The organism is Fructilactobacillus carniphilus (assembly GCF_024029675.1).
Classification (GTDB): Bacteria; Bacillota; Bacilli; order Lactobacillales; family Lactobacillaceae; genus Fructilactobacillus; species Fructilactobacillus carniphilus.
Map to the genome: position 1 here is coordinate 310,313 of NZ_CP097121.1, position 21,025 is coordinate 331,337.

The window sequence follows — 21,025 nt, forward strand, 5'->3', positions numbered from 1 at the left end:
AAACATGAAAAAACAAATTGGGGTAATTACGGCGATTATTTTAGTAATTATTATGGCATTTTTTGTATTAATGAACATGACCAGTACCGAAATTAACTTTGGCTTTACCACAGTTGAATTTCCGCTGATTTTAATCATTTTGGGGAGTTTATTTGTCGGAGCAATCTTAATGTTTCTTTTTTCCTCATTCTCGAGCTTTAAAAATCATCGGGCTTCCAAAGCGGCCACCAAAGAAATCAATGATTTAAACCAACAAATCGCTTCTTTAAAACAACAACTTTTAGATCAAGATCAGGATCAGTTGGCGAACCAAAAAGCAGCCGCTGCCGCTAAAGCTGACCAACCGACCGATTCAAAACCAGACCAACAATAGAGCAAGCGAGGTAATTTGGTGTTTTCCGCAAAATTCAAATGGACAGACAAGCCCCAAACGGCAACTACGGAGCTAGTAGAATCGTTAAGTAGCGAACTGGGCTTACCCCAGTTAACCACTCAAATTTTGGTTAACCGCGGGTATACTGACCCGGATCAGATTAAACATTTTCTTGCTCCAGACGAGTCTGATTTGTTGGATCCCATGTTGTTACATGACATGGAAACGGCTGTGGAGCGCATCCAAGCCGCGATTGCTAACGAGGAACAGATTACAGTTTATGGTGATTATGACGCGGACGGTTTGACTAGTACAGCGATTCTTTATGAAACGTTGCTAGAAATCGGAGCCAACGTTAATTACTATATCCCGAATCGCTTTAGTGACGGCTATGGTCCGAATGTGGCTGCCTTTGAAAAGTTGATTGAAAATGGGACGTCACTAATCGTGACCGTTGATAACGGAGTCGCGGGAAACGAGGCCATTGCCAGAGCTCAGGAACTGAAATGTGATGTGGTGGTTACGGATCATCACGAACTGCCGGAACAGTTGCCAAATGCAACTGCCATCGTCCATGCTGATTTGAGTCCGGATTATCCCTTTAAGGAATTGTCGGGAGCCGGGATTGCTTTTAAGGTGGCAACGGCGCTCACGGATGAGATTCCTCAAGAAAAGTTAGACCTGGCTTCCATTGGAACCATTGCTGATTTAGTGTCCCTCACCGGAGAAAATCGAGCCTTGGTGCAATTTGGGTTAAACGTCATTCATCTAACGGAACGACCAGGCTTGAAGGCCCTGATTAAAAAAGCAAAGCTCAAGTTAGACCAAGTGGATGAGGAAAACATCAGTTTCCAAATCGCCCCGGCTTTGAACTCGATTGGAAGAATGGGCGAAGCGACCCCAGGGATTCAATTACTAACGACCGATGACGAAGCATTAGCCTTGAAATTAGCGCAGCAAACGTTGAAAACCAATGACCAGCGTAAACAATTGGTAACGGAAATCACGGAACAGGCCGAGCTGCTGGTTGCCAAGCAAGCAGACCAGCCCGTGTTAGTGTTGGTGGGAGCTGATTGGCACGAAGGTGTCCTTGGAATCGTGGCGAGTCGGATTAAAGAGAAGTTCCAAAAACCGACGATTGTTTTAACAAAAACGAAGAATGGGTTAGTGAAGGGATCCGGTCGGAGCGTCCCTGGTTTTGATTTGTTTCAGGCGCTTAATCCCGAACGTGATTTAATGACGGCGTTTGGTGGTCATGAAATGGCGGTAGGCCTAACGTTAGCAAGCGACCAACTACCTGAGTTTCAACGACGACTGGAAGAAACCGCTCAAAAGCAGGGCTTACAAAAAAATCAACGGGCCGAGTTGGCCATTGACTATTCGATTCAACCGGATGACGTCAACCAGACGTTGTATGATAATTTACAGCTGTTAAGTCCCTTTGGGGTCGACAACGAAAAGCCCGAGTTTGCCATTCATCCTAACTCTTTGAGTGGTTTGCTGGCCATTGGAGCCGATAAATCACATCTGAAGTTTGAATTAGTTGGTAACCGGCAGAAGGTAGGTGCGATTGCTTTTGGTTGGGGAACCAAGTTATCGCAACTCCAGAAGCTAGTCGCGAATTTGAAAGTGGCTGGGACGATTGGGAAAAATGAGTTTCGGGGTAGAACTAACTTTCAGATTATGGTAGATGACATTGCTCCGGCTGGAGTTGTGTTAGAAGACCGTCGCACGAACCAGTTGGTCCAATCCATGTTTCAGAAACCAGGGACCTATCTCTTTTTTAACGAAAAAAGGCAGCAACAACTGGCGCCGTATTTAAACGAGCAATCAGAAGGCTTGTTGGTAAAAAACGTTGACTTTCAACAACAACAGTTTGACCATTTATTTATTGTGGATTTTCCCGCGCGGTTAGCTGACTTACAGCAGGTAGTACGACTGGCGAAAACTCCCGTCATTACCCTGTACTTGTACAAAAAGCAGCGCTTGCGAATGGTCGGGATGCCCGACCGGGAACAATACACCAAGTTATTCAAATTTTTAGAAAAACAGCCTACGGTTGCATTACGCAATCATATTCCTAAATTAGGGCAACAGTTACATCTTGATCCCCAAGCGTTAGTTTTCATGATTCAAGTGTTTACGGAGTTGGGATTTGTAACCGTCAATGATGGAGTCTTGCATAAGGTTGATAATCCACCGCATCGTGCTTTAAACACGGCTACTTGCTATCAGCAACGAGAGCTAGATTTACAGCTTGAACAACAATTGTTAGCTAGCTCGCAGCAAAAGTTTTTACAGTGGTTACAGTCCTTACGCACACAAGACTAGAGAAAAGAAGGAGTTCTTCATGACATTAGATTTAAAAGATTATGTAGCGAGTTATCCGGATTTTCCCGAACCGGGGATTTTATTTCGCGATATTTCGCCCTTATTAGAAAATGGGGATGCCTATCGGCAAGCAACCAATCAAATCGTTGACTATGCTAAAAAATTAAACGTGGACATGGTGGTCGGACCAGAAGCCCGCGGGTTCATTGTCGGCTGTCCTGTTGCTTACGATTTAAACATTGGTTTTGCACCGGCCCGGAAGAAGGGGAAACTCCCCGGGCACACGGTTAAGGCTACCTACGGGTTGGAATACGGTGAATCTTCTTTATATTTACACGATGATGCCATCAAGCCAGGCCAACGAGTATTAATAACAGATGATTTACTGGCCACTGGTGGAACCATTGCAGCGACGATTCAACTGGTGGAGGATCTTGGGGGCGTCGTGGCCGGGACGGCTTTCTTTGTGGAGCTGATGGATCTCAAGGGTCGCGATAAAATTAAGGATTATGATATTTTAAGTTTAATGCAGTATTAAAAGTGGGACACTATTCAGTTTGCAAAGTTACCGGTTTTTGTTTATAATTGGATAGTGTTATTTTGGAGAGTTGGCAGAGTGGTAATGCACCGGACTCGAAATCCGGCGAACCAAGCTTATACTTGGCGCGCAGGTTCAAATCCTGTACTCTCCTTAAATTAAAAAAGACGTCAACATTAGTTGACGTCTTTTTTTGATGGTTTTTAACGTTTTAAAATTTTCTGTTTTTCCTGTTGATACTCCGTGAATGAAATGGCGCCAATTTGATACAAACGGAAAAATTTTTTGATTTCATCTGCCTTGGATAAGTAACTATGCTCGTGAGCAAAGAAGGTCGTGATGGTACTAGTTAACATTCCCACAAAACCAATTCCGACAAGCATTAAAATGATGGCAAGTAATTTACCGATGCGAGTATGAGGGAAAATGTCACCATAACCAACCGTCGTTGTGGTAGCAATTGCCCACCAGATGGATTGCTCGGTGGTCTTATGTTCTGCAACTGAAAAAATTGCGGAACTAATTAAAATAATTATCACACAAATTGTTAGTAAAAAAATAAAATTATTAGTACGCAGAAAGCGGGTTACTTTTCCGTTTAATTTTCCTAAAATCCCTACCAGTCGAAATACATGAAAAAGTTTGCCCAAACGAGTAACCCTAAATATTTTAAAAGTTGTAAGATATCCAAAGGGAATAATGGCAATTAAATCAAAAAGATGGGTTTTAAAGTAGTGCCATTTATTGTTACTAAGCCATAAGCCACCAAAATAGTCACAAGTAAAAATAAATAAGATTAAATTATCGATGACGTTATAGGGATAAGCATTCAAATTAATCATGCCTAAATAATTAAGACCCATTAATATGATTGAAATCAGAGCTAATCCAATGATAATGAGTTCATAGCTTTTGAGTAAGCTGATTTTGGTTAATTGCACTGAACTTTTCCTTTCTTATTATTAAAAAATAAATAAAAATCCAGTTCCCCAAATGAGAACTGGATTTCATCGTTATAGCGGTCGTCCTTGGGTTAAATAGAGTCCAACCGCAACCACTCCAACTAATAAGACTAAGATGGTAAGCAACGACTTGATTGAAAGCTGATGGTGTCGTTTGTGAGCAAAGGCAACTTCTAAACTAGAATTTACCAAGAGTCCTATAATTATCTTTAAGAGGGTTAAAGCTGGGTGAGATTGCCAGTCGTTAGTCATCATGATGAAACCGGTGATGATTGCAATTATGTAGCCAACGCGAATGACCATCATGAAAATAGTGCGTAGTTGGTGCGTGGAACTAAGTAGATCCGATCATGGCTGCAACAAACAGGACCAACCAGTTAAGAAAATGAAGCCACAGCACTAACATGCCAGCTATCCGTTCCACTAAATTCGTCTTTATTGTAATAAGAATAAAGGGAGTTACAGTTTAAATTGGACCTGAATTGCTTTGCCTAAAATTTGACCGGGATTATTTTGATTGATGATGATCGGTTGAAAGGCAGGACTGGGATTGTCAGGCATTAAGATCACTTGATCATCTTGATATTGAACCCGTTTTAGAGTGGTTTCGTTTTCATTGAGTAAAATGGCAGCAATGTCACCATTTTCGACTTCATATTGCTGATGAATTAAAACGTAGGCTCCGTTCGGAATAGTTGGCGCCATTGATTCACCCCGACATTTGAGATAAAAATTACTTCCTGCTGGTAGTTCTGCTTGATTGGTGGGTAAATATCCCTCAATGTTTTCTTGGGCAACAATGGGGACCCCGCAGGCAATTTCCCCTAAAACTGGAACAGAAACTAACTTCATTGCATCGTAGGGTTCAAATTCAGATTGCGCCGGACGCAGACCAGCAAATTGGAGAACGTCAGCCACTGGAACCCGGAGACCCTTCGCTAATTTTTCTAGCGTAACGGGTTTTGGGATGTTAACTAGGCCGTTTTCAATTTGGGAGAGGTATGAATTTGACATTTGCGCCTGTAATGCCGTTTGGCGAACGGAAAATCCTTTTTGTTTGCGCAGCGCTTTAATTTTTTGACCAAATTTTTTGTTTTTGTCATTCATTATGATAAAATCACCTTCTATGTGAATTTAGTATAACAGCAATATATTGAAATTATTATAAAAATGAAAAGGCGAATCCTAAAACTGATTGAAAAACAGAAACGCTATGATATAGTAAATAATAATGATTTTATTGTGAAAGGCGGATGGTGACATGCTGAGTTTACGTTTGAAGGACCCAGAGACAGTGCGCGAGGAGATTTCCTTGCGTGGCTACTCCATTAACAGTTTTGCCCGAAAAATTAAGTCCAATCCGGGCTACATTGGCAAAGTATTAGATGGAAAACGGGATCCGTATCCGCCGCTAGCTAAAAAAATTGCTGAGGGGTTAGATATGGATATTCGGGATCTTTTTTTTGTCGTTGATGGTCGAAAAAATGAAACAGACCGTGAATAAGTTAGAAAAATCAAAACAGTGCAGGGGCGCTGTTTTTTTGTGAGAGTTTGTTCATCAATTCTCTAATTATGCCATTGAGGAATAAATAATCCAAAAATTAGTCAGCATAGTGTTGAATCTGGAAACTTTCATTTTAAATTTAGCAGTTTTCCTGAAAACTAGTAAAAAAAAGATTGAAATTTGTGAAAAGTATCATATACTTAGTACTGTGAAATCTTTAAGAAAAAAGGAGTTTTGGAGCTCATGAAAAAGGAAAAAAATGGTCTGTTGGCCTTAATTAGCCGGATGGACGACTTTAAAATTGATGGAATTGGGTTAGCAGTTTACGCTTTGCTCGCCATCATTTTGATCATTGTGGTCAGTCTGAATGTTTTACCACAAGGGATCTTTGGGGCCTTGTTTGTCATGGTCATCATGGGGAATATCTTCTACTGGCTCGGGGCACATTTGCCAATCTTTAAGAGCTACCTAGGTGGAGGAGCAGTGTTCGCTCTGTTTGCGCCCGCACTATTGGGAATTGCTGGAATCATCCCTAAGACGGTGATTAAGACAGTGGATAGCTTCATGTCCAGCACGGGATTCATTGATTTCTTCATCATTTCTTTGATTGTGGGAGCAATTCTGGGAATGAACCGGGAAATGTTGTTGAAGGCTTCCGTTCGGTTCCTTCCTGTGGCTTTCCTATCAATGGCCGTAGCCTTTTTTGCAGTTGGCCTAATGTCAATGCTGATTGGAAAAGGCTTCCGTTACGGAGCTTTGTTCGTGGCCTTTCCAATCATGGGTGGAGGAATTGGTGCTGGTGCCATTCCACTTTCCAAGATTTACCACGAGGCCTTTGGTGGTAGCACTGATTTTCTTTCAATGCTATTACCAGCCGTCATCTTAGGAAACGTGTTTGCCATTATCGGAGCTGGATTGATTAGCAAGGTCTTTGCTAACAGTAAGGGTAATGGACACGGTAAAATGCTACCTGGTAACTTTGATGATGTTTCTAAAGACAGCATCAAGATTACTTACCAAAAGATGGGTGTCGGTTTGATGATTGCCGCTGCTTTCTTGATGATTGGATTAACGTTAAACCACTTTATTCCCATGGTTAACGAATATGCCTTTATCATTCTGCTGGTTATCATCTTCAAAGCAAGTGGCTGGATTCCAAAATACTACGAAGAATCAGCAGTTACTTTCAGTAACTCAATTACCAAGAACCTGACTCACGCATTATTGGCCGGAGTGGGACTGACGAAGCTTGACTTACCAGTGTTAGGGCACTCCCTAACGTGGCAATTTGTGGTCCTTGTCTTAACTAGTGTGATTGTCATTGCCATCGCGGCTGCTTTAATCGGAAAATTATTTGGATTATACCCAGTGGAATCTGCCATTACGGCGGGGTTAGTTAACAACTCCATGGGTGGAACTGGTAACATTTCTGTACTGGCCGCTTGTGATCGGATGAATCTGATTGGATTTGCCCAAATGGGGAACCGACTCGGAGGAGCTATCATGCTGGTCGCAGCCGGGATTTACATTTCGATTTTTGGATAGCATCAAGCGCTTCGAAATTTTAATTTAAACTAAACTGAAAAAGCATCCCGGATTAATTACGGAATGCTTTTTTCTATATATTAAACTGATTAATTATTGACTAATGGCGAACGTTTGCGTTCCAACGTCAGTTCCGTCAATTTGTTGGTTGGAATTTTGATCAATGGCATTCTGGTTAATTCCTTGGCTGGCATTAATCGAAATCGGGTCCTTGGTGTTGTTTAATTTATAGACCACCGAACTCTTGACCGTTTGTCCCTTGGCAATGTTTTCATCCGGATTAGTTGGTAACGAATCGTCACTAAATTCTGTTTTATCTAACTTCTGTTTATCCTGGGTAACCTTCATATTGGCGTTCCAAGCGTCCATCGGTGTCATGGAATGGCTTGATTTATTGGTAACCTGATAAATGAAAGCAACCATGGAAGGAGAGGATTCGTTGGGTTGTTTGATGGTCTTAACTCCCTTAATCCGAATGGTTTTGTCATTCAACTGAGCAACGTTGTTCCGAAATGATGGTTGTTGATTGGTTTTGCTGGTCGTTGCCGACTTCGGTTTTGACTGACTTTGCTTGTTGGAAGAACAGCCGGCTAAACTAAGGGTTGCAACGGTCGCAAGACCGATAATGATTTGTTTTTTCACGATAAGGACTCCTTATTAAGAATGGTGAAGCTATTCTAATTGTACAATAATGTACGATAATAATAAATGGAACAAAGTAGTGGACAAATCAAGCTTTCTAATTTATAATCAGTACAAACTGGTTGTTGATATTAACCAATTAAGCAGCGAATAATAGATTTCTTTGAGGAGGATTTAAGCATATGAAAGTAGCAGTAGTTGGATCATCTCATGGTGGTTACGAAGCAGTACGCGGAGTTTTACAACAATTTCCTGATGCTCACATTGATTGGTACGAAAAGGGTGACTTTATTTCGTTCTTATCTTGTGGGATGGAACTATACCTCCAAGGAGTGGTAAAGGACGTTAACTCAGTTAGTTACGCTACCATTCCAGAAATGGAAGACAAGGGTGTTCACGTTCACATCAATTCAGAAGTAACGAACATTGATCCGGACGGACACAAATTGACGGTGGTTGACGTCCAAAACGGTCAAGAAGAAAGTGCCGATTACGACAAGTTGATCTTGAGCGTGGGTGCGACCCCATTCAAACTTCCAGTGGCCGGAAAAGAATTGCAAAACATTTACGCAATGCGGGGTCGGGACTGGGCCATCAAGTTGCGGGAGGCCGAAGTTAAACCAGACATTAAGAACGTAACGGTGGTTGGTTCTGGTTACATTGGAATCGAAGCTGCTGAATCATTCGCTAAGGCTGGTAAACACGTTACGATTGTAGATACGAATCCCACCATTTTGGGAACCTACCTAGATACAGAGTTCACTGAAATCCTAGAAGAAGAATTAAAGGCCAACGACGTTGACTTGCGGTTAAGCCAATCCGTGAAGGAATATGTTGGTAATTCTGATGACAAGGTTACTTCAGTAATTTCAACGACTGGTGATACTTGGGATGCGGACTTGGTCATCGAAACGGCTGGAATTCGTCCTGCTACGAAGTGGTTAGCTGGAATCGTTGATTTAGACGATCATGGCATGATTAAAACGGACGAATACCAACAAACTAGTAATCCAGATATCTTCGCCGTGGGTGATGCCACTGAAATCGAATTTGCCCCAACTGGCAAGAAACAATTGATTGCGTTAGCTTCTAACGCTCGGCGGCAAGGTCGTTCAGCTGCTGCTAACTTAGAAGGTCACAAACGTAAAACCACTGCTGTTTCTGGTTCATCTGCTTTACACGTCTTTAATTACAAGTTTGCTTCTACCGGAGTTAAAGATGTTACTGCTGAGGGCCTCGGAGTTGACGTTGAATCAGTTTTTGTTACTGATACCAAGGTTCCTCCGTTTGTCCCTGCTGAACACAATGCTGAAGTCTTCTTCAAATTGACTTACGATCCAAAGACGAGAGTTGTCATGGGAGCGCAAATCATGTCGAAGATGGACACCACTGCTAACATCAACGCCATCTCGTTGGCAATTCAACAACACATGACGGTTGACGACTTGGCATATGCTGATTTCTTCTTCCAACCAGGCTTTGACCGTCCATGGAACATTATGAACGTGGCTGCACAAAAAGCCGAACAAAAATTAGATAAATAAGGATTATTTCCTGAAAAACTTCAAGTTTAGCGCTTGAAGTTTTTTTATTTTCCGGTAAACTGGTGTTTGAACCAAATTCTTCGGGGTTTGGACGGACTACATCAGAATGAAAATGGAAAAGTTGGGGGAACCATCATCATGCCAGAATTAGATCAACGCCTAGGCGATGTTTATAATCATCGGTTAGACACCATTACACCATCACAAATTAGATCCTTTTCCCGTGAGATTCAAGACATCCCGGGATTAGTCAGCTTAAACGTGGGGGAACCCGGATTTAATACCCCAGAACACGTTAAACAAGCGGCCATTGATAGCATTGCTAATAACCAATCACACTACTCGCCCCAAAATGGGTGGTTAGAGTTACGGGAGGCCATTAGTAATTATCTAAAGAAACGTTACCAAATGGACTATGATCCAGAAGCGGAGGTAACGGTGACCGATGGTGCCACAGAAGCATTATCGAGTAGCTTTCTAGCTACGATTAATCCTGGTGATGAGGTCTTGATTCCGATGCCTGGTTACCCAGCCTACACTTCGTTAGTTGAGTTAGCTGGCGGGGTTCCAGTTGGAATGGACACTAGCGCAACGGAGTTTAAACTAACCCCAGAACAACTAGAAGACACGTTGGCAGCTCATCCGAATGCTAAGGAGTTAGTTTTAAACTACCCGACTAATCCGACCGGAGTTTCGTATACTAAGGAAGAATTGGAACAATTAGCGAAGGTCGTGGAAAGACACGGTCTGCTCGTGGTTGATGATGAAATCTATGGAGAATTAACCTATGACATCGAACACTTCTCCTTTGCCAAAATCCTGCCGGAAAACACGATCTTAATTAACGGACTTTCCAAGTCGCACGCCATGACGGGGTACCGGTTAGGATATGTTGCTGGACCGGCTGCCATTGTGACGAATGTTAATAAGGTCCATGGTTACCTAGTAACTTCACCATCGAATCCGGCTCAATATGCTGCCATTGAAGCCTTGAATAACGGCATGGAAGATCCGATTTCCATGCGGAAGGCCTACCAGGAACGACGGGATTTAATGACGACTGAATTACGGAAGTTAGGCTTTGAAGTGGTTACGCCAGAAGGCGCTTTCTACATCTTTGCCAAAATCCCGGCTCAATTTAGCGAAAATTCGCGGGAATTTGCGCTCCGGTTAGCCCGAGAAGCTAAAGTCGGAGTAACCCCAGGTAGTGCTTTTGGGGAAGCAGGCGAAGGGTATCTTCGGCTTTCATATGCTGCAGACCTTGATCAAATTAAGCTAGCGTTAGATCAAATGAAGACATTTATTGAGAGCACGGACTAAGTTATTAAATTATAAAGATAAGATTAAAGTTTAGATATAGAAAACCGAAGTAATAATTGCTTCATGGTCTGTTTATTTAGGACCATGCTGTAAAACATTACTTTGGTTTTTTATTTTATTAAGGATGATTAATTTTTAGATATATATATATGAAATAAATGGTTGTTTTGCTAATTATTTTTGATGTGAATTTATTTTATGGATTTTTATTTCACACTTAATGATTGCATAAATCATAAAATAATATTATAGTTATGAGTGTTATATTCAATATAACAACTTTCATACTATGCTACATAAATTTAAGGGGGTATTTTTATGCCGTTTAAAGACAGCAAGACGCATTATAAAATGTATAAAGCTGGAAAACGCTGGTTATTTAGTGCCATTACAGTAACCGCGCTTTCTGCCGGCTTCTTTGCATTTAACGTTAATGACGTCCACGCTGATACTAGTTCTTTGTCAACCCAAACGACAGCTAGTTCTAGCACCGATCCTGGCGCTTCGAACACTGCTACGGATAAAGCAGAGAACCAAGATCAACAATCACAACAGAAGCAAACGGTCACAGCCGAGGATGCTGCTAACCAAAAATCTACTGATCAAGTAGATAATTCTAGCCAAGCAGCTTCGACTGCTAACCAAACAACTTCGACCCAAGCTGCTAATGATCAAAAGCAAGCTTCTACTGAACAGACTAGCGAGGCAGCCAAGTCTACCAGTACCGAAGCAAAAGCTGAGCAGCAATCTACTGCTACCAGTAAGCAACAATCAACTGAGCAGAAGAGTACTGATCAAACAAAACAACAAAATCAATCTGCTACCAGTCAAGCTACTAGGGAACAACAATCTAACCAGTTGACTGGTAATGAATCTGCTAAGATTGCCGATGCTCAAGCACAATCTGATCAATCAGCTTCATCTGCTGCGATTGCAGATCAAACAGCTACTAGCAACCAAAATACTGCTGCTTCAGATCAAACTTCTGCTTCTACATCAGAGAATATGCAATCTAACTCTGCAGCATCAGAAGCACAGTCGGCTAGTGTTTCTCAACAAGCAGAGCAACAGGTTCGTGATCAAGTTAAACAAGCTGTTGAACAAGCAAAAGCAGCTAACGTAGTACTTGCTAGCAACGTTAAAGATGATAATGGACTAAAGATTGAAGTTGGTGACCCCGACTATGGTGGTCGTTGGGTTGATCCCGATGAGAGTCATTATACTTTCCAATACGATAAGATCGTGACTGGATTTAATCAGGCTGGTCGAGTAAGAACCATTGTTTTCTCTACCAATCGGAACGGCGATGGAACTCTCTACGCCTTTGAACTAGATGAAAATAATCACGTAATTGGATCATACACGATTAAAAGTAATCCAGGTCAGGAAACTAGAGAAAATTCGCAAAACTTACAAAACTTCTATTACCGGAATAATGGAGATTTCACTGGTGGATTACAAACCAATTCTTCTGAAATTCGGTTTAATCGGGAGTGGACGATAGCTGATCACCAACCAAGTACATTGCAACTTGGGGTAGAAAACTTCTTTCTTCCACGAGAGGTACCTAGTACCGTTCGTTATGTTGACGCACAAACAAAACAAACGGTTTTTGAATCTCATTTCAGTGGGTTAACTGGTCAAGATTTCAAGGTAACTGGATTACCTGATAAAGCCAAAGAAGGTTACTACTACATTAGCCGGACACCGGATAATTCTAGTGGTTCCATTTCTCCATTCGGTAAGGTTGGAACGGTTTGGACCACTCATTACGCTAACGGTTCGTCTTTACAGATGACTGAAACTGACGATCACGGTGGTATGGACGTTAAACTTTTCAGTCCAAATGGTACGCAATTCGGTCAGACTTACCATATTGATGCTGGATACCGTTTTAACGATAAGACTAGAGAATATGGTTGGGATGTTACTAAGACCAATGGTGATAGCACACCTGCTCTTGGATACTACCCAATTTACCCAATTTATACTCCGCAGACTCGTAACATTCAATTTGAACTTAACAAATTAAGTAAACTGGTCCCAGTTGATCCAAATGGGAACCCAATTGATAATGGAGATCACGATGTGCCTTATACCATTGATCCAAACGATCCAACGAAGGCTAACCCTACTCCATTACCAAACATTCCTGGTTATGTTCCGTTAGATCCAAATGATCATACCAAGACGACGACTCCGGGAACGGAAGTTCCGATTAACAACCCTGGTGAAGAGACAAAAGTTCCTTACGTTGTTGACCACCAAGATGCTGTTATTCATTATGTTGATGATCAAGGGAATGAATTACACACTGACCAAGTTAGCGGTAAGATTAACGAACGGTCTCCTTACTCACCAGCTGACGAAACTAACAAGCTTGTGAGTCAAGGCTACAAGCAAATTGACAGTGACTTCCCACAAGATGGAATTGTGCTTTCTTACAATAATGGGAAACAATTGGTTTACACCATTAAATTTAAGAAAGTTACTGAAGCAGTAACTGATAATTCTGGGGTTTCAAACATTAAGGTTAAGTATGTTTACGATAATGGTTCTCAGGCTGCTCCTGACAACAACATTAAGTTTACTTACCATCGGACGGGAACTAAGAATCTCGAAACTAATGAAATCACTTGGAATGAATGGATTCCAGACCAAGAAAACAGTTATAACGTTAAGTCTCCAGAAATTACTGGTTACACACCTGATAAGCAAAGTGTTTCTGATAGCAACGTGCCAGAAGGTGTTGATAGCACGGTCACGGTAACTTACAATGCTAACGCTGAAAAGGCACACGTTAACTACGTGGACCAAGACAACGGTGGCAAGGTAATTAAGAGTGACACGCTGAACGGTAAGTTTGGTGACACTTCAGATTACACGACGAAGGATCGGATTTCTGAACTTCAAAAACAAGGTTATGAATTAGTAAACGATGGTTACAAACCAGGTTACAAGTTCACAACCGACGAACCAACGTTTACGGTAACCTTGAAGCACAAGACGACGACGGTAACGCCAGATAACCCTGGTAAGCCAGGACAACCAGTTGATCCAAACAACCCAGACGGACCGAAGTACCCAGATGGTACTGACGAATCCAACTTGGTTAAGAACATTACGCGGACGATCCACTACCGTTACGCAGATGGCAGCGAAGCAGCCAAAGACGTTACGGAAACGGTTAAGTACACGCGGAACATGACCTTTGACCAAGTAACTGGTAAGATCATTGAAACTGATGACTGGAAGAGTGCTAAGGACAGCTATGATGCTGTTGACTCACCAGCAATTACTGGTTACACGCCTGACCAACCAACGGTTGGAGCTGCAACTACGAAACCAACTGATTCAGATAGCTCGGTTACGGTAACTTACAATGCTAACGCTGAAAAGGCACACGTTAACTACGTGGACCAAGACGACGGTGGCAAGGTAATTAAGAGTGACACGCTGAACGGTAAGTTTGGTGACACTTCAGATTACACGACGAAGGATCGGATTTCTGAACTTCAAAAACAAGGTTATGAATTAGTAAACGATGGTTACAAACCAGGTTACAAGTTCACAACCGATGAACCAACGTTTACGGTAACCTTGAAGCACAAGACGACGACGGTAACGCCAGATAACCCTGGTAAACCAGGACAACCAGTTGATCCAAACAACCCAGATGGACCGAAGTACCCAGATGGTACTGACGAATCCAACTTGGTTAAGAACATTACGCGGACGATCCACTACCGTTACGCAGATGGCAGCGAAGCAGCCAAAGACGTTACGGAAACGGTTAAGTACACGCGGAACATGACCTTTGACCAAGTAACTGGTAAGATCATTGAAACTGATGACTGGAAGAGTGCTAAGGACAGCTATGATGCTGTTGACTCACCAGCAATTACTGGTTACACGCCTGACCAACCAACGGTTGGAGCTGCAACTACGAAACCAACTGATTCAGATAGCTCGGTTACGGTAACTTACAATGCTAACGCTGAAAAGGCACACGTTAACTACGTGGACCAAGACAACGGTGGCAAGGTAATTAAGAGTGACACGCTGAACGGTAAGTTTGGTGACACTTCAGATTACACGACGAAAGATCGGATTTCTGAACTTCAAAAACAAGGTTATGAATTAGTAAACGATGGTTACAAACCAGGTTACAAGTTCACAACCGATGAACCAACGTTTACGGTAACCTTGAAGCACAAGACGACGACGGTAACGCCAGATAACCCTGGTAAACCAGGACAACCAGTTGATCCAAACAACCCAGATGGACCGAAGTACCCAGATGGTACTGACGAATCCAACTTGGTTAAGAACATTACGCGGACGATCCACTACCGTTACGCAGATGGCAGCGAAGCAGCCAAAGACGTTACGGAAACGGTTAAGTACACGCGGAACATGACCTTTGACCAAGTAACTGGTAAGATCATTGAAACTGATGACTGGAAGAGTGCTAAGGACAGCTATGATGCTGTTGACTCACCAGCAATTATTGGTTACACGCCTGACCAACCAACGGTTGGAGCTGCAACTACGAAACCAACTGATTCAGATAGCTCGGTTACGGTAACTTACAATGCTAACGCTGAAAAGGCACACGTTAACTACGTGGACCAAGACAACGGTGGCAAGGTAATTAAGAGTGACACGCTGAACGGTAAGTTTGGTGACACTTCAGATTACACGACGAAGGATCGGATTTCTGAACTTCAAAAACAAGGTTATGAATTAGTAAACGATGGTTACAAACCAGGTTACAAGTTCACAACCGACGAACCAACGTTTACGGTAACCTTGAAGCACAAGACGACGACGGTAACGCCAGATAACCCTGGTAAGCCAGGACAACCAGTTGATCCAAACAACCCAGACGGACCGAAGTACCCAGATGGTACTGACGAATCCAACTTGGTTAAGAACATTACGCGGACGATCCACTACCGTTACGCAGATGGCAGCGAAGCAGCCAAAGACGTTACGGAAACGGTTAAGTACACGCGGAACATGACCTTTGACCAAGTAACTGGTAAGATCATTGAAACTGATGACTGGAAGAGTGCTAAGGACAGCTATGATGCTGTTGACTCACCAGCAATTACTGGTTACACGCCTGACCAACCAACGGTTGGAGCTGCAACTACGAAACCAACTGATTCAGATAGCTCGGTTACGGTAACTTACAATGCTAACGCTGAAAAGGCACACGTTAACTACGTGGACCAAGACGACGGTGGCAAGGTAATTACGAGTGACACGCTGAACGGTAAGTTTGGTGACACTTCAGATTACACGACGAAGGATCGGATTGCTGAACTTCAAAAACAAGGTTATGAATTAGTAAACGATGGTTACAAACCAGGTTACAAGTTCACAACTGACGAACCAACGTTCACAGTAACTATGAAGCACAAGACGACGACGGTAACGCCAGATAACCCTGGTAAGCCAGGACAACCAGTTGATCCAAACAACCCAGACGGACCGAAGTACCCAGATGGTACTGACGAATCCAACTTGGTTAAGAACATTACGCGGACGATCCATTACCGTTACGCAGATGGCAGCGAAGCAGCCAAAGACGTTACGGAAACGGTTAAGTACACGCGGAACATGACCTTTGACCAAGTAACTGGTAAGATCATTGAAACTGATGACTGGAAGAGTGCTAAGGACAGCTATGATGCTGTTGACTCACCAGCAATTACTGGTTACACGCCTGACCAACCAACGGTTGGAGCTGCAACTACGAAACCAACTGATTCAGATAGCTCGGTTACGGTAACTTACAATGCTAACGCTGAAAAGGCACACGTTAACTACGTGGACCAAGACAACGGTGGCAAGGTAATTACGAGTGACACGCTGAACGGTAAGTTTGGTGACACTTCAGATTACACGACGAAGGATCGGATTGCTGAACTTCAAAAACGTGGTTACGAATTGGTAACCGATGGTTACAAACCAGGTTACAAGTTCACAACCGACGAACCAACGTTTACGGTAACCTTGAAGCACAAGACGACGACGGTAACGCCAGATAACCCTGGTAAGCCAGGACAACCAGTTGATCCAAACAACCCAGACGGACCGAAGTACCCAGATGGTACTGACGAATCCAACTTGGTTAAGAACATTACGCGGACGATCCACTACCGTTACGCAGATGGCAGCGAAGCAGCCAAAGACGTTACGGAAACGGTTAAGTACACGCGGAACATGACCTTTGACCAAGTAACTGGTAAGATCATTGAAACTGATGACTGGAAGAGTGCTAAGGACAGCTATGATGCTGTTGACTCACCAGCAATTACTGGTTACACGCCTGACCAACCAACGGTTGGAGCTGCAACTACGAAACCAACTGATTCAGATAGCTCGGTTACGGTAACTTACAATGCTAACGCTGAAAAGGCACACGTTAACTACGTGGACCAAGACGACGGTGGCAAGGTAATTACGAGTGACACGCTGAACGGTAAGTTTGGTGACACTTCAGATTACACGACGAAGGATCGGATTGCTGAACTTCAAAAACGTGGTTACGAATTGGTAACCGATGGTTACAAACCAGGTTACAAGTTCACAACCGACGAACCAACGTTTACGGTAACCTTGAAGCACAAGACGACGACGGTAACGCCAGATAACCCTGGTAAGCCAGGACAACCAGTTGATCCAAACAACCCAGACGGACCGAAGTACCCAGATGGTACTGACGAATCCAACTTGGTTAAGAACATTACGCGGACGATCCACTACCGTTACGCAGATGGCAGCGAAGCAGCCAAAGACGTTACGGAAACGGTTAAGTACACGCGGAACATGACCTTTGACCAAGTAACTGGTAAGATCATTGAAACTGATGACTGGAAGAGTGCTAAGGACAGCTATGATGCTGTTGACTCACCAGCAATTACTGGTTACACGCCTGACCAACCAACGGTTGGAGCTGCAACTACGAAACCAACTGATTCAGATAGCTCGGTTACGGTAACTTACAATGCTAACGCTGAAAAGGCACACGTTAACTACGTGGACCAAGACGACGGTGGCAAGGTAATTACGAGTGACACGCTGAACGGTAAGTTTGGTGACACTTCAGATTACACGACGAAGGATCGGATTGCTGAACTTCAAAAACAAGGTTATGAATTAGTAAACGATGGTTACAAACCAGGTTACAAGTTCACAACCGATGAACCAACGTTTACGGTAACCTTGAAGCACAAGACGACGACGGTAACGCCAGATAACCCTGGTAAACCAGGAAAACCAGTTGATCCAAACAACCCAGATGGACCGAAGTACCCAGATGGTACTGACGAATCCAACTTGGTTAAGAACATTACGCGGACGATCCACTACCGTTACGCAGATGGCAGCGAAGCAGCCAAAGACGTTACGGAAACGGTTAAGTACACGCGGAACATGACCTTTGACCAAGTAACTGGTAAGATCATTGAAACTGATGACTGGAAGAGTGCTAAGGACAGCTATGATGCTGTTGACTCACCAGCAATTACTGGTTACACGCCTGACCAACCAACGGTTGGAGCTGCAACTACGAAACCAACTGATTCAGATAGCTCGGTTACGGTAACTTACAATGCTAACGCTGAAAAGGCACACGTTAACTACGTGGACCAAGACGACGGTGGCAAGGTAATTACGAGTGACACGCTGAACGGTAAGTTTGGTGACACTTCAGATTACACGACGAAGGATCGGATTGCTGAACTTCAAAAACAAGGTTATGAATTAGTAAACGATGGTTACAAACCAGGTTACAAGTTCACAACTGACGAACCAACGTTCACAGTAACTATGAAGCACAAGACGACGACGGTAACGCCAGATAACCCTGGTAAGCCAGGACAACCAGTTGATCCAAACAACCCAGACGGACCGAAGTACCCAGATGGTACTGACGAATCCAACTTGGTTAAGAACATTACGCGGACGATCCATTACCGTTACGCAGATGGCAGCGAAGCAGCCAAAGACGTTACGGAAACGGTTAAGTACACGCGGAACATGACCTTTGACCTAGTAACAGGCAAGATTGTTGAGACTGGACAATGGACTTTACAAGGTGGTAATTGGAACGCTGTTAAGTCACCAGTTGTTACTGGTTACTACACTAGAACTCCACTAGTTAACGCCGTAACTGTTACGCCTGAAACTCAAAATGCCGAAGTCACGGTTGTTTACCTTCCACTTGGTCACTTGGTTCCAGATGTTCCAGGAACTACTCCTGAAACTTACCCGAATGATCCAAATGATCCAAGTAAGATTAATGACCCATTGATTCCTGACATTCCGGGTTACACTCCTGTTGACGGTAATGGTAACAAGTTGGTACCGGGAACTCCTTACCCAATTGATCCTGAAAACATTGGTAAAGATACCCCAATTCATTACGTTAAGAATGAAGTTCCTGCTAAACCAGCAGAACCAACTAAGCCAAGTACTCCAGCAGAACCTAAACAACCAGTTGCACCAGCAGAAACTCCAGTAGCTCCTGCACAACCGGCTGCCCCTGCTGCACAACCAGCAGCTCCAGCACCAAAACAAGCTGCTCCTGCTCCAGCACCACATAAACAAGTATTACCACAAACTGGTGAAAGTCAGTCGACTGGAATTATGAGTTTAATTGGAGCATTGCTTCTTTCAATCCTTGGAATCTTTGGTTACAAGAAGAAAGAAGACAAATAAATTTAACTGAGCGATAACAAGATTTACTTAGTTAAATAAAGGCTAACATTAACCCCTCAAACTAGATGTAAAAATCTAATTTGGGGGGTTTTTGCTATTGATAAAAAATAAACAGATTTAGTATTTATTTTTAGGTAGGCCTGATTTAATGTTTTTCAATAGGTCTTTTTTGCCATCGTTGCTAATTACCGGTAGAATTATAGTATTGAATTGAAAAACGATGGAGTGATAAAGATGAACGTGGGAATTGATCAAATTGGATTTTATACGCCAAACTATTACCTGGATTTACGGGATTTAGCGTACGCCCGTCATGAAGATCCTAATAAATATCTAATTGGGATTGGGCAGGAACGCCAAGCTGTTCCACCGGCTTCTCAAGATGCCGTTACGATGGCTGCTAATGCGGCGACTCAAGTAGTTACGGCTGAGAACCGGAACCAAATTTCCTTAATTATTTTTGGGACCGAAAGCGGAGTGGATAATTCTAAGTCCGGTGCCATTTATTTACAACAACTGTTAGGCTTGAAAAGAGAAGCGCGCGCCTTTGAAATTAAGCAAGCTTGTTATGGGGCAACAGCGGGTTTGCAGTTAGCCAAGGACTTTGTGGCTGCTCATCCGGATCGAGTAGCCCTGGTGGTTGGATCTGATGTGGCTCGGTATGGGTTGAATACTCCGGGAGAGGTGACCCAGGGGTGCGGAGCAATTGCGATGACCGTCAGCGCCCAGCCCCGGACGTTAGCCATCAGTCCTAACAGTAGCGTTTATTCAGACGATATCATGGACTTCTGGCGTCCAATTAACCATACGGAGGCCCTAGTCGATGGGCACTACTCCAATGATATTTACCAACAATTCTTCCAAAAGACGATTCAGGCTTATTGTGCTGAACAACGGGTCAGTTTAACTGATTTTCGAGCTTTGACCTTCCATCTTCCGTACAGTAAGTTGGGCTTGAAGGCATTGCGCACCATTTTACCGGAAGTGGACGAATCCCAACAGCAACAATGGTTAACGGAGTTTGAAGCAAGTCGGGTATACAATCGGCAGGTCGGGAATCTGTATACAGGTTCCTTGTACCTGAGCCTCCTGTCACTATTAGACCATTCACAGGAATTAACTTCTGGTGATCAAATTGGACTATTTAGTTACGGTTCTGGAGCCCAAGGGGAGTTCTTTGCCGGCACACTGCAAGCAGACTTCCAGAATTACAACCGTCGGGACCAGATTGAGGCAGCGTTAGAGAATCGGCAGCGATTGGACGTTTATCAGTATGAAGAGTTCTTTACTAAGTGGCCGACCTTCAAAACTGCCAACGTGACGATTGATCCTGCTCTTGATGACGCAGAATTCGTGTTTACCGGTGTGATTGATAACAAGCGCCAGTATCGTCGGCGTTAGTTGACACCAGACTGGAAAAAGCTTAAATTAATCTAAAGACGTAAAACTTTAATCCTGTCCCGTGAGGCAGCAAGTTGTGAATTATCAAAGTGAGTGATTTGGACTTTACATCCTGTTGTCAGCTGGACAACA

13 protein-coding genes and 1 tRNA gene are annotated in these 21,025 nt (G+C 43.2%); 10 read left to right on the forward strand and 4 right to left on the reverse strand.

Annotation, left to right across the window (positions count from 1 at the left end; all coding sequences use genetic code 11):
• The first annotated feature begins 4 nt into the window (after positions 1-4).
• The 4 genes from M3M37_RS01695 to M3M37_RS01710 all read left to right on the forward strand — a co-directional run bounded on the left by M3M37_RS01695 (position 5) and on the right by M3M37_RS01710 (position 3,396).
• Positions 5-373, forward strand: a complete 369-nt coding sequence (locus tag M3M37_RS01695) for a LapA family protein (protein ID WP_252795440.1) — start codon at positions 5-7, stop codon at positions 371-373.
• 18 nt (positions 374-391) lie between these two features.
• Positions 392-2,704, forward strand: coding sequence for a single-stranded-DNA-specific exonuclease RecJ (gene recJ, locus M3M37_RS01700; RefSeq protein WP_252795441.1), 2,313 nt, complete (start codon positions 392-394; stop codon positions 2,702-2,704).
• Positions 2,705-2,723: 19 nt separating this feature from the next.
• Positions 2,724-3,242 carry an adenine phosphoribosyltransferase gene (locus M3M37_RS01705; protein ID WP_252795442.1) on the forward strand — a complete coding sequence of 173 codons (519 nt, stop codon included), beginning with the start codon at positions 2,724-2,726 and terminating at the stop codon, positions 3,240-3,242.
• 64 nt (positions 3,243-3,306) lie between these two features.
• A tRNA-Ser gene (locus M3M37_RS01710) sits at positions 3,307-3,396 on the forward strand.
• Positions 3,397-3,445: 49 nt separating this feature from the next.
• Here M3M37_RS01710 and M3M37_RS01715 read toward each other — a convergent pair.
• The 3 genes from M3M37_RS01715 to M3M37_RS01725 all read right to left on the reverse strand — a co-directional run bounded on the left by M3M37_RS01715 (position 3,446) and on the right by M3M37_RS01725 (position 5,311).
• Positions 3,446-4,183, reverse strand: coding sequence for a potassium channel family protein (locus M3M37_RS01715; RefSeq protein ID WP_252795443.1), 738 nt, complete (start codon positions 4,181-4,183; stop codon positions 3,446-3,448).
• A gap of 72 nt (positions 4,184-4,255) precedes the next feature.
• Positions 4,256-4,510, reverse strand: a complete 255-nt coding sequence (locus M3M37_RS01720) for a DUF1516 family protein (protein WP_252795444.1) — start codon at positions 4,508-4,510, stop codon at positions 4,256-4,258.
• Positions 4,511-4,663: 153 nt separating this feature from the next.
• On the reverse strand, positions 4,664-5,311 hold the full coding sequence (locus M3M37_RS01725) for a LexA family protein (RefSeq protein WP_252795445.1): 648 nt from the start codon (positions 5,309-5,311) through the stop codon (positions 4,664-4,666).
• A 154-nt stretch (positions 5,312-5,465) separates the two neighbouring features.
• On the opposite strand from M3M37_RS01725, the gene M3M37_RS01730 reads away from it, so the two are divergent.
• Together M3M37_RS01730 and M3M37_RS01735 are read left to right on the forward strand one after the other, a co-directional pair.
• On the forward strand, positions 5,466-5,708 hold the full coding sequence (locus tag M3M37_RS01730) for a helix-turn-helix domain-containing protein (RefSeq protein WP_252795446.1): 243 nt from the start codon (positions 5,466-5,468) through the stop codon (positions 5,706-5,708).
• Positions 5,709-5,951: 243 nt separating this feature from the next.
• The gene (locus tag M3M37_RS01735) at positions 5,952-7,253 is read left to right on the forward strand and encodes a 2-hydroxycarboxylate transporter family protein (protein WP_252795447.1); all 1,302 of its coding nucleotides are present in this window, start codon (positions 5,952-5,954) and stop codon (positions 7,251-7,253) included.
• Between the two features lie 93 nt (positions 7,254-7,346).
• Here the strand turns inward: M3M37_RS01735 and M3M37_RS01740 are convergent, their stop codons facing one another.
• A complete protein-coding gene (locus tag M3M37_RS01740; RefSeq protein ID WP_252795448.1) occupies positions 7,347-7,895 on the reverse strand; it encodes a DUF5067 domain-containing protein in 549 nt (182 codons plus the stop codon).
• Positions 7,896-8,077: 182 nt separating this feature from the next.
• Between M3M37_RS01740 and M3M37_RS01745 the strand changes: the two genes are divergently transcribed.
• The 4 genes from M3M37_RS01745 (at position 8,078) to M3M37_RS01760 (ending at position 20,893) form a co-directional block, all read left to right on the forward strand.
• Complete coding sequence (locus tag M3M37_RS01745; protein WP_252795449.1) at positions 8,078-9,439, forward strand: FAD-dependent oxidoreductase; 1,362 nt, start codon at positions 8,078-8,080, stop codon at positions 9,437-9,439.
• A gap of 138 nt (positions 9,440-9,577) precedes the next feature.
• On the forward strand, positions 9,578-10,759 hold the full coding sequence (locus tag M3M37_RS01750; protein ID WP_252795450.1) for an aminotransferase class I/II-fold pyridoxal phosphate-dependent enzyme: 1,182 nt from the start codon (positions 9,578-9,580) through the stop codon (positions 10,757-10,759).
• 318 nt (positions 10,760-11,077) lie between these two features.
• Entirely contained in the window at positions 11,078-19,492 is an 8,415-nt protein-coding gene (locus M3M37_RS01755) for a mucin-binding protein (protein ID WP_252795451.1), read from the forward strand.
• Between the two features lie 234 nt (positions 19,493-19,726).
• Entirely contained in the window at positions 19,727-20,893 is a 1,167-nt protein-coding gene (locus tag M3M37_RS01760; protein WP_252795452.1) for a hydroxymethylglutaryl-CoA synthase, read from the forward strand.
• The last annotated feature ends 132 nt before the right edge of the window (positions 20,894-21,025 follow it).

Excerpts from the sequence above, each read along its gene's own strand:
- M3M37_RS01695 (WP_252795440.1), top strand. The coding sequence starts at position 5 with ATGAAAAAACAAATTGGGGTAATTACGGCGATTATTTTAGTAATTATT.
- M3M37_RS01705 (WP_252795442.1), top strand. The coding sequence starts at position 2,724 with ATGACATTAGATTTAAAAGATTATGTAGCGAGTTATCCGGATTTTCCC.
- M3M37_RS01720 (WP_252795444.1), bottom strand. The coding sequence starts at position 4,510 with ATGATGGTCATTCGCGTTGGCTACATAATTGCAATCATCACCGGTTTC.
- M3M37_RS01725 (WP_252795445.1), bottom strand. The coding sequence starts at position 5,311 with ATGAATGACAAAAACAAAAAATTTGGTCAAAAAATTAAAGCGCTGCGC.
- M3M37_RS01730 (WP_252795446.1), top strand. The coding sequence starts at position 5,466 with ATGCTGAGTTTACGTTTGAAGGACCCAGAGACAGTGCGCGAGGAGATT.
- M3M37_RS01735 (WP_252795447.1), top strand. The coding sequence starts at position 5,952 with ATGAAAAAGGAAAAAAATGGTCTGTTGGCCTTAATTAGCCGGATGGAC.
- M3M37_RS01745 (WP_252795449.1), top strand. The coding sequence starts at position 8,078 with ATGAAAGTAGCAGTAGTTGGATCATCTCATGGTGGTTACGAAGCAGTA.
- M3M37_RS01750 (WP_252795450.1), top strand. The coding sequence starts at position 9,578 with ATGCCAGAATTAGATCAACGCCTAGGCGATGTTTATAATCATCGGTTA.
- M3M37_RS01755 (WP_252795451.1), top strand. The coding sequence starts at position 11,078 with ATGCCGTTTAAAGACAGCAAGACGCATTATAAAATGTATAAAGCTGGA.
- M3M37_RS01760 (WP_252795452.1), top strand. The coding sequence starts at position 19,727 with ATGAACGTGGGAATTGATCAAATTGGATTTTATACGCCAAACTATTAC.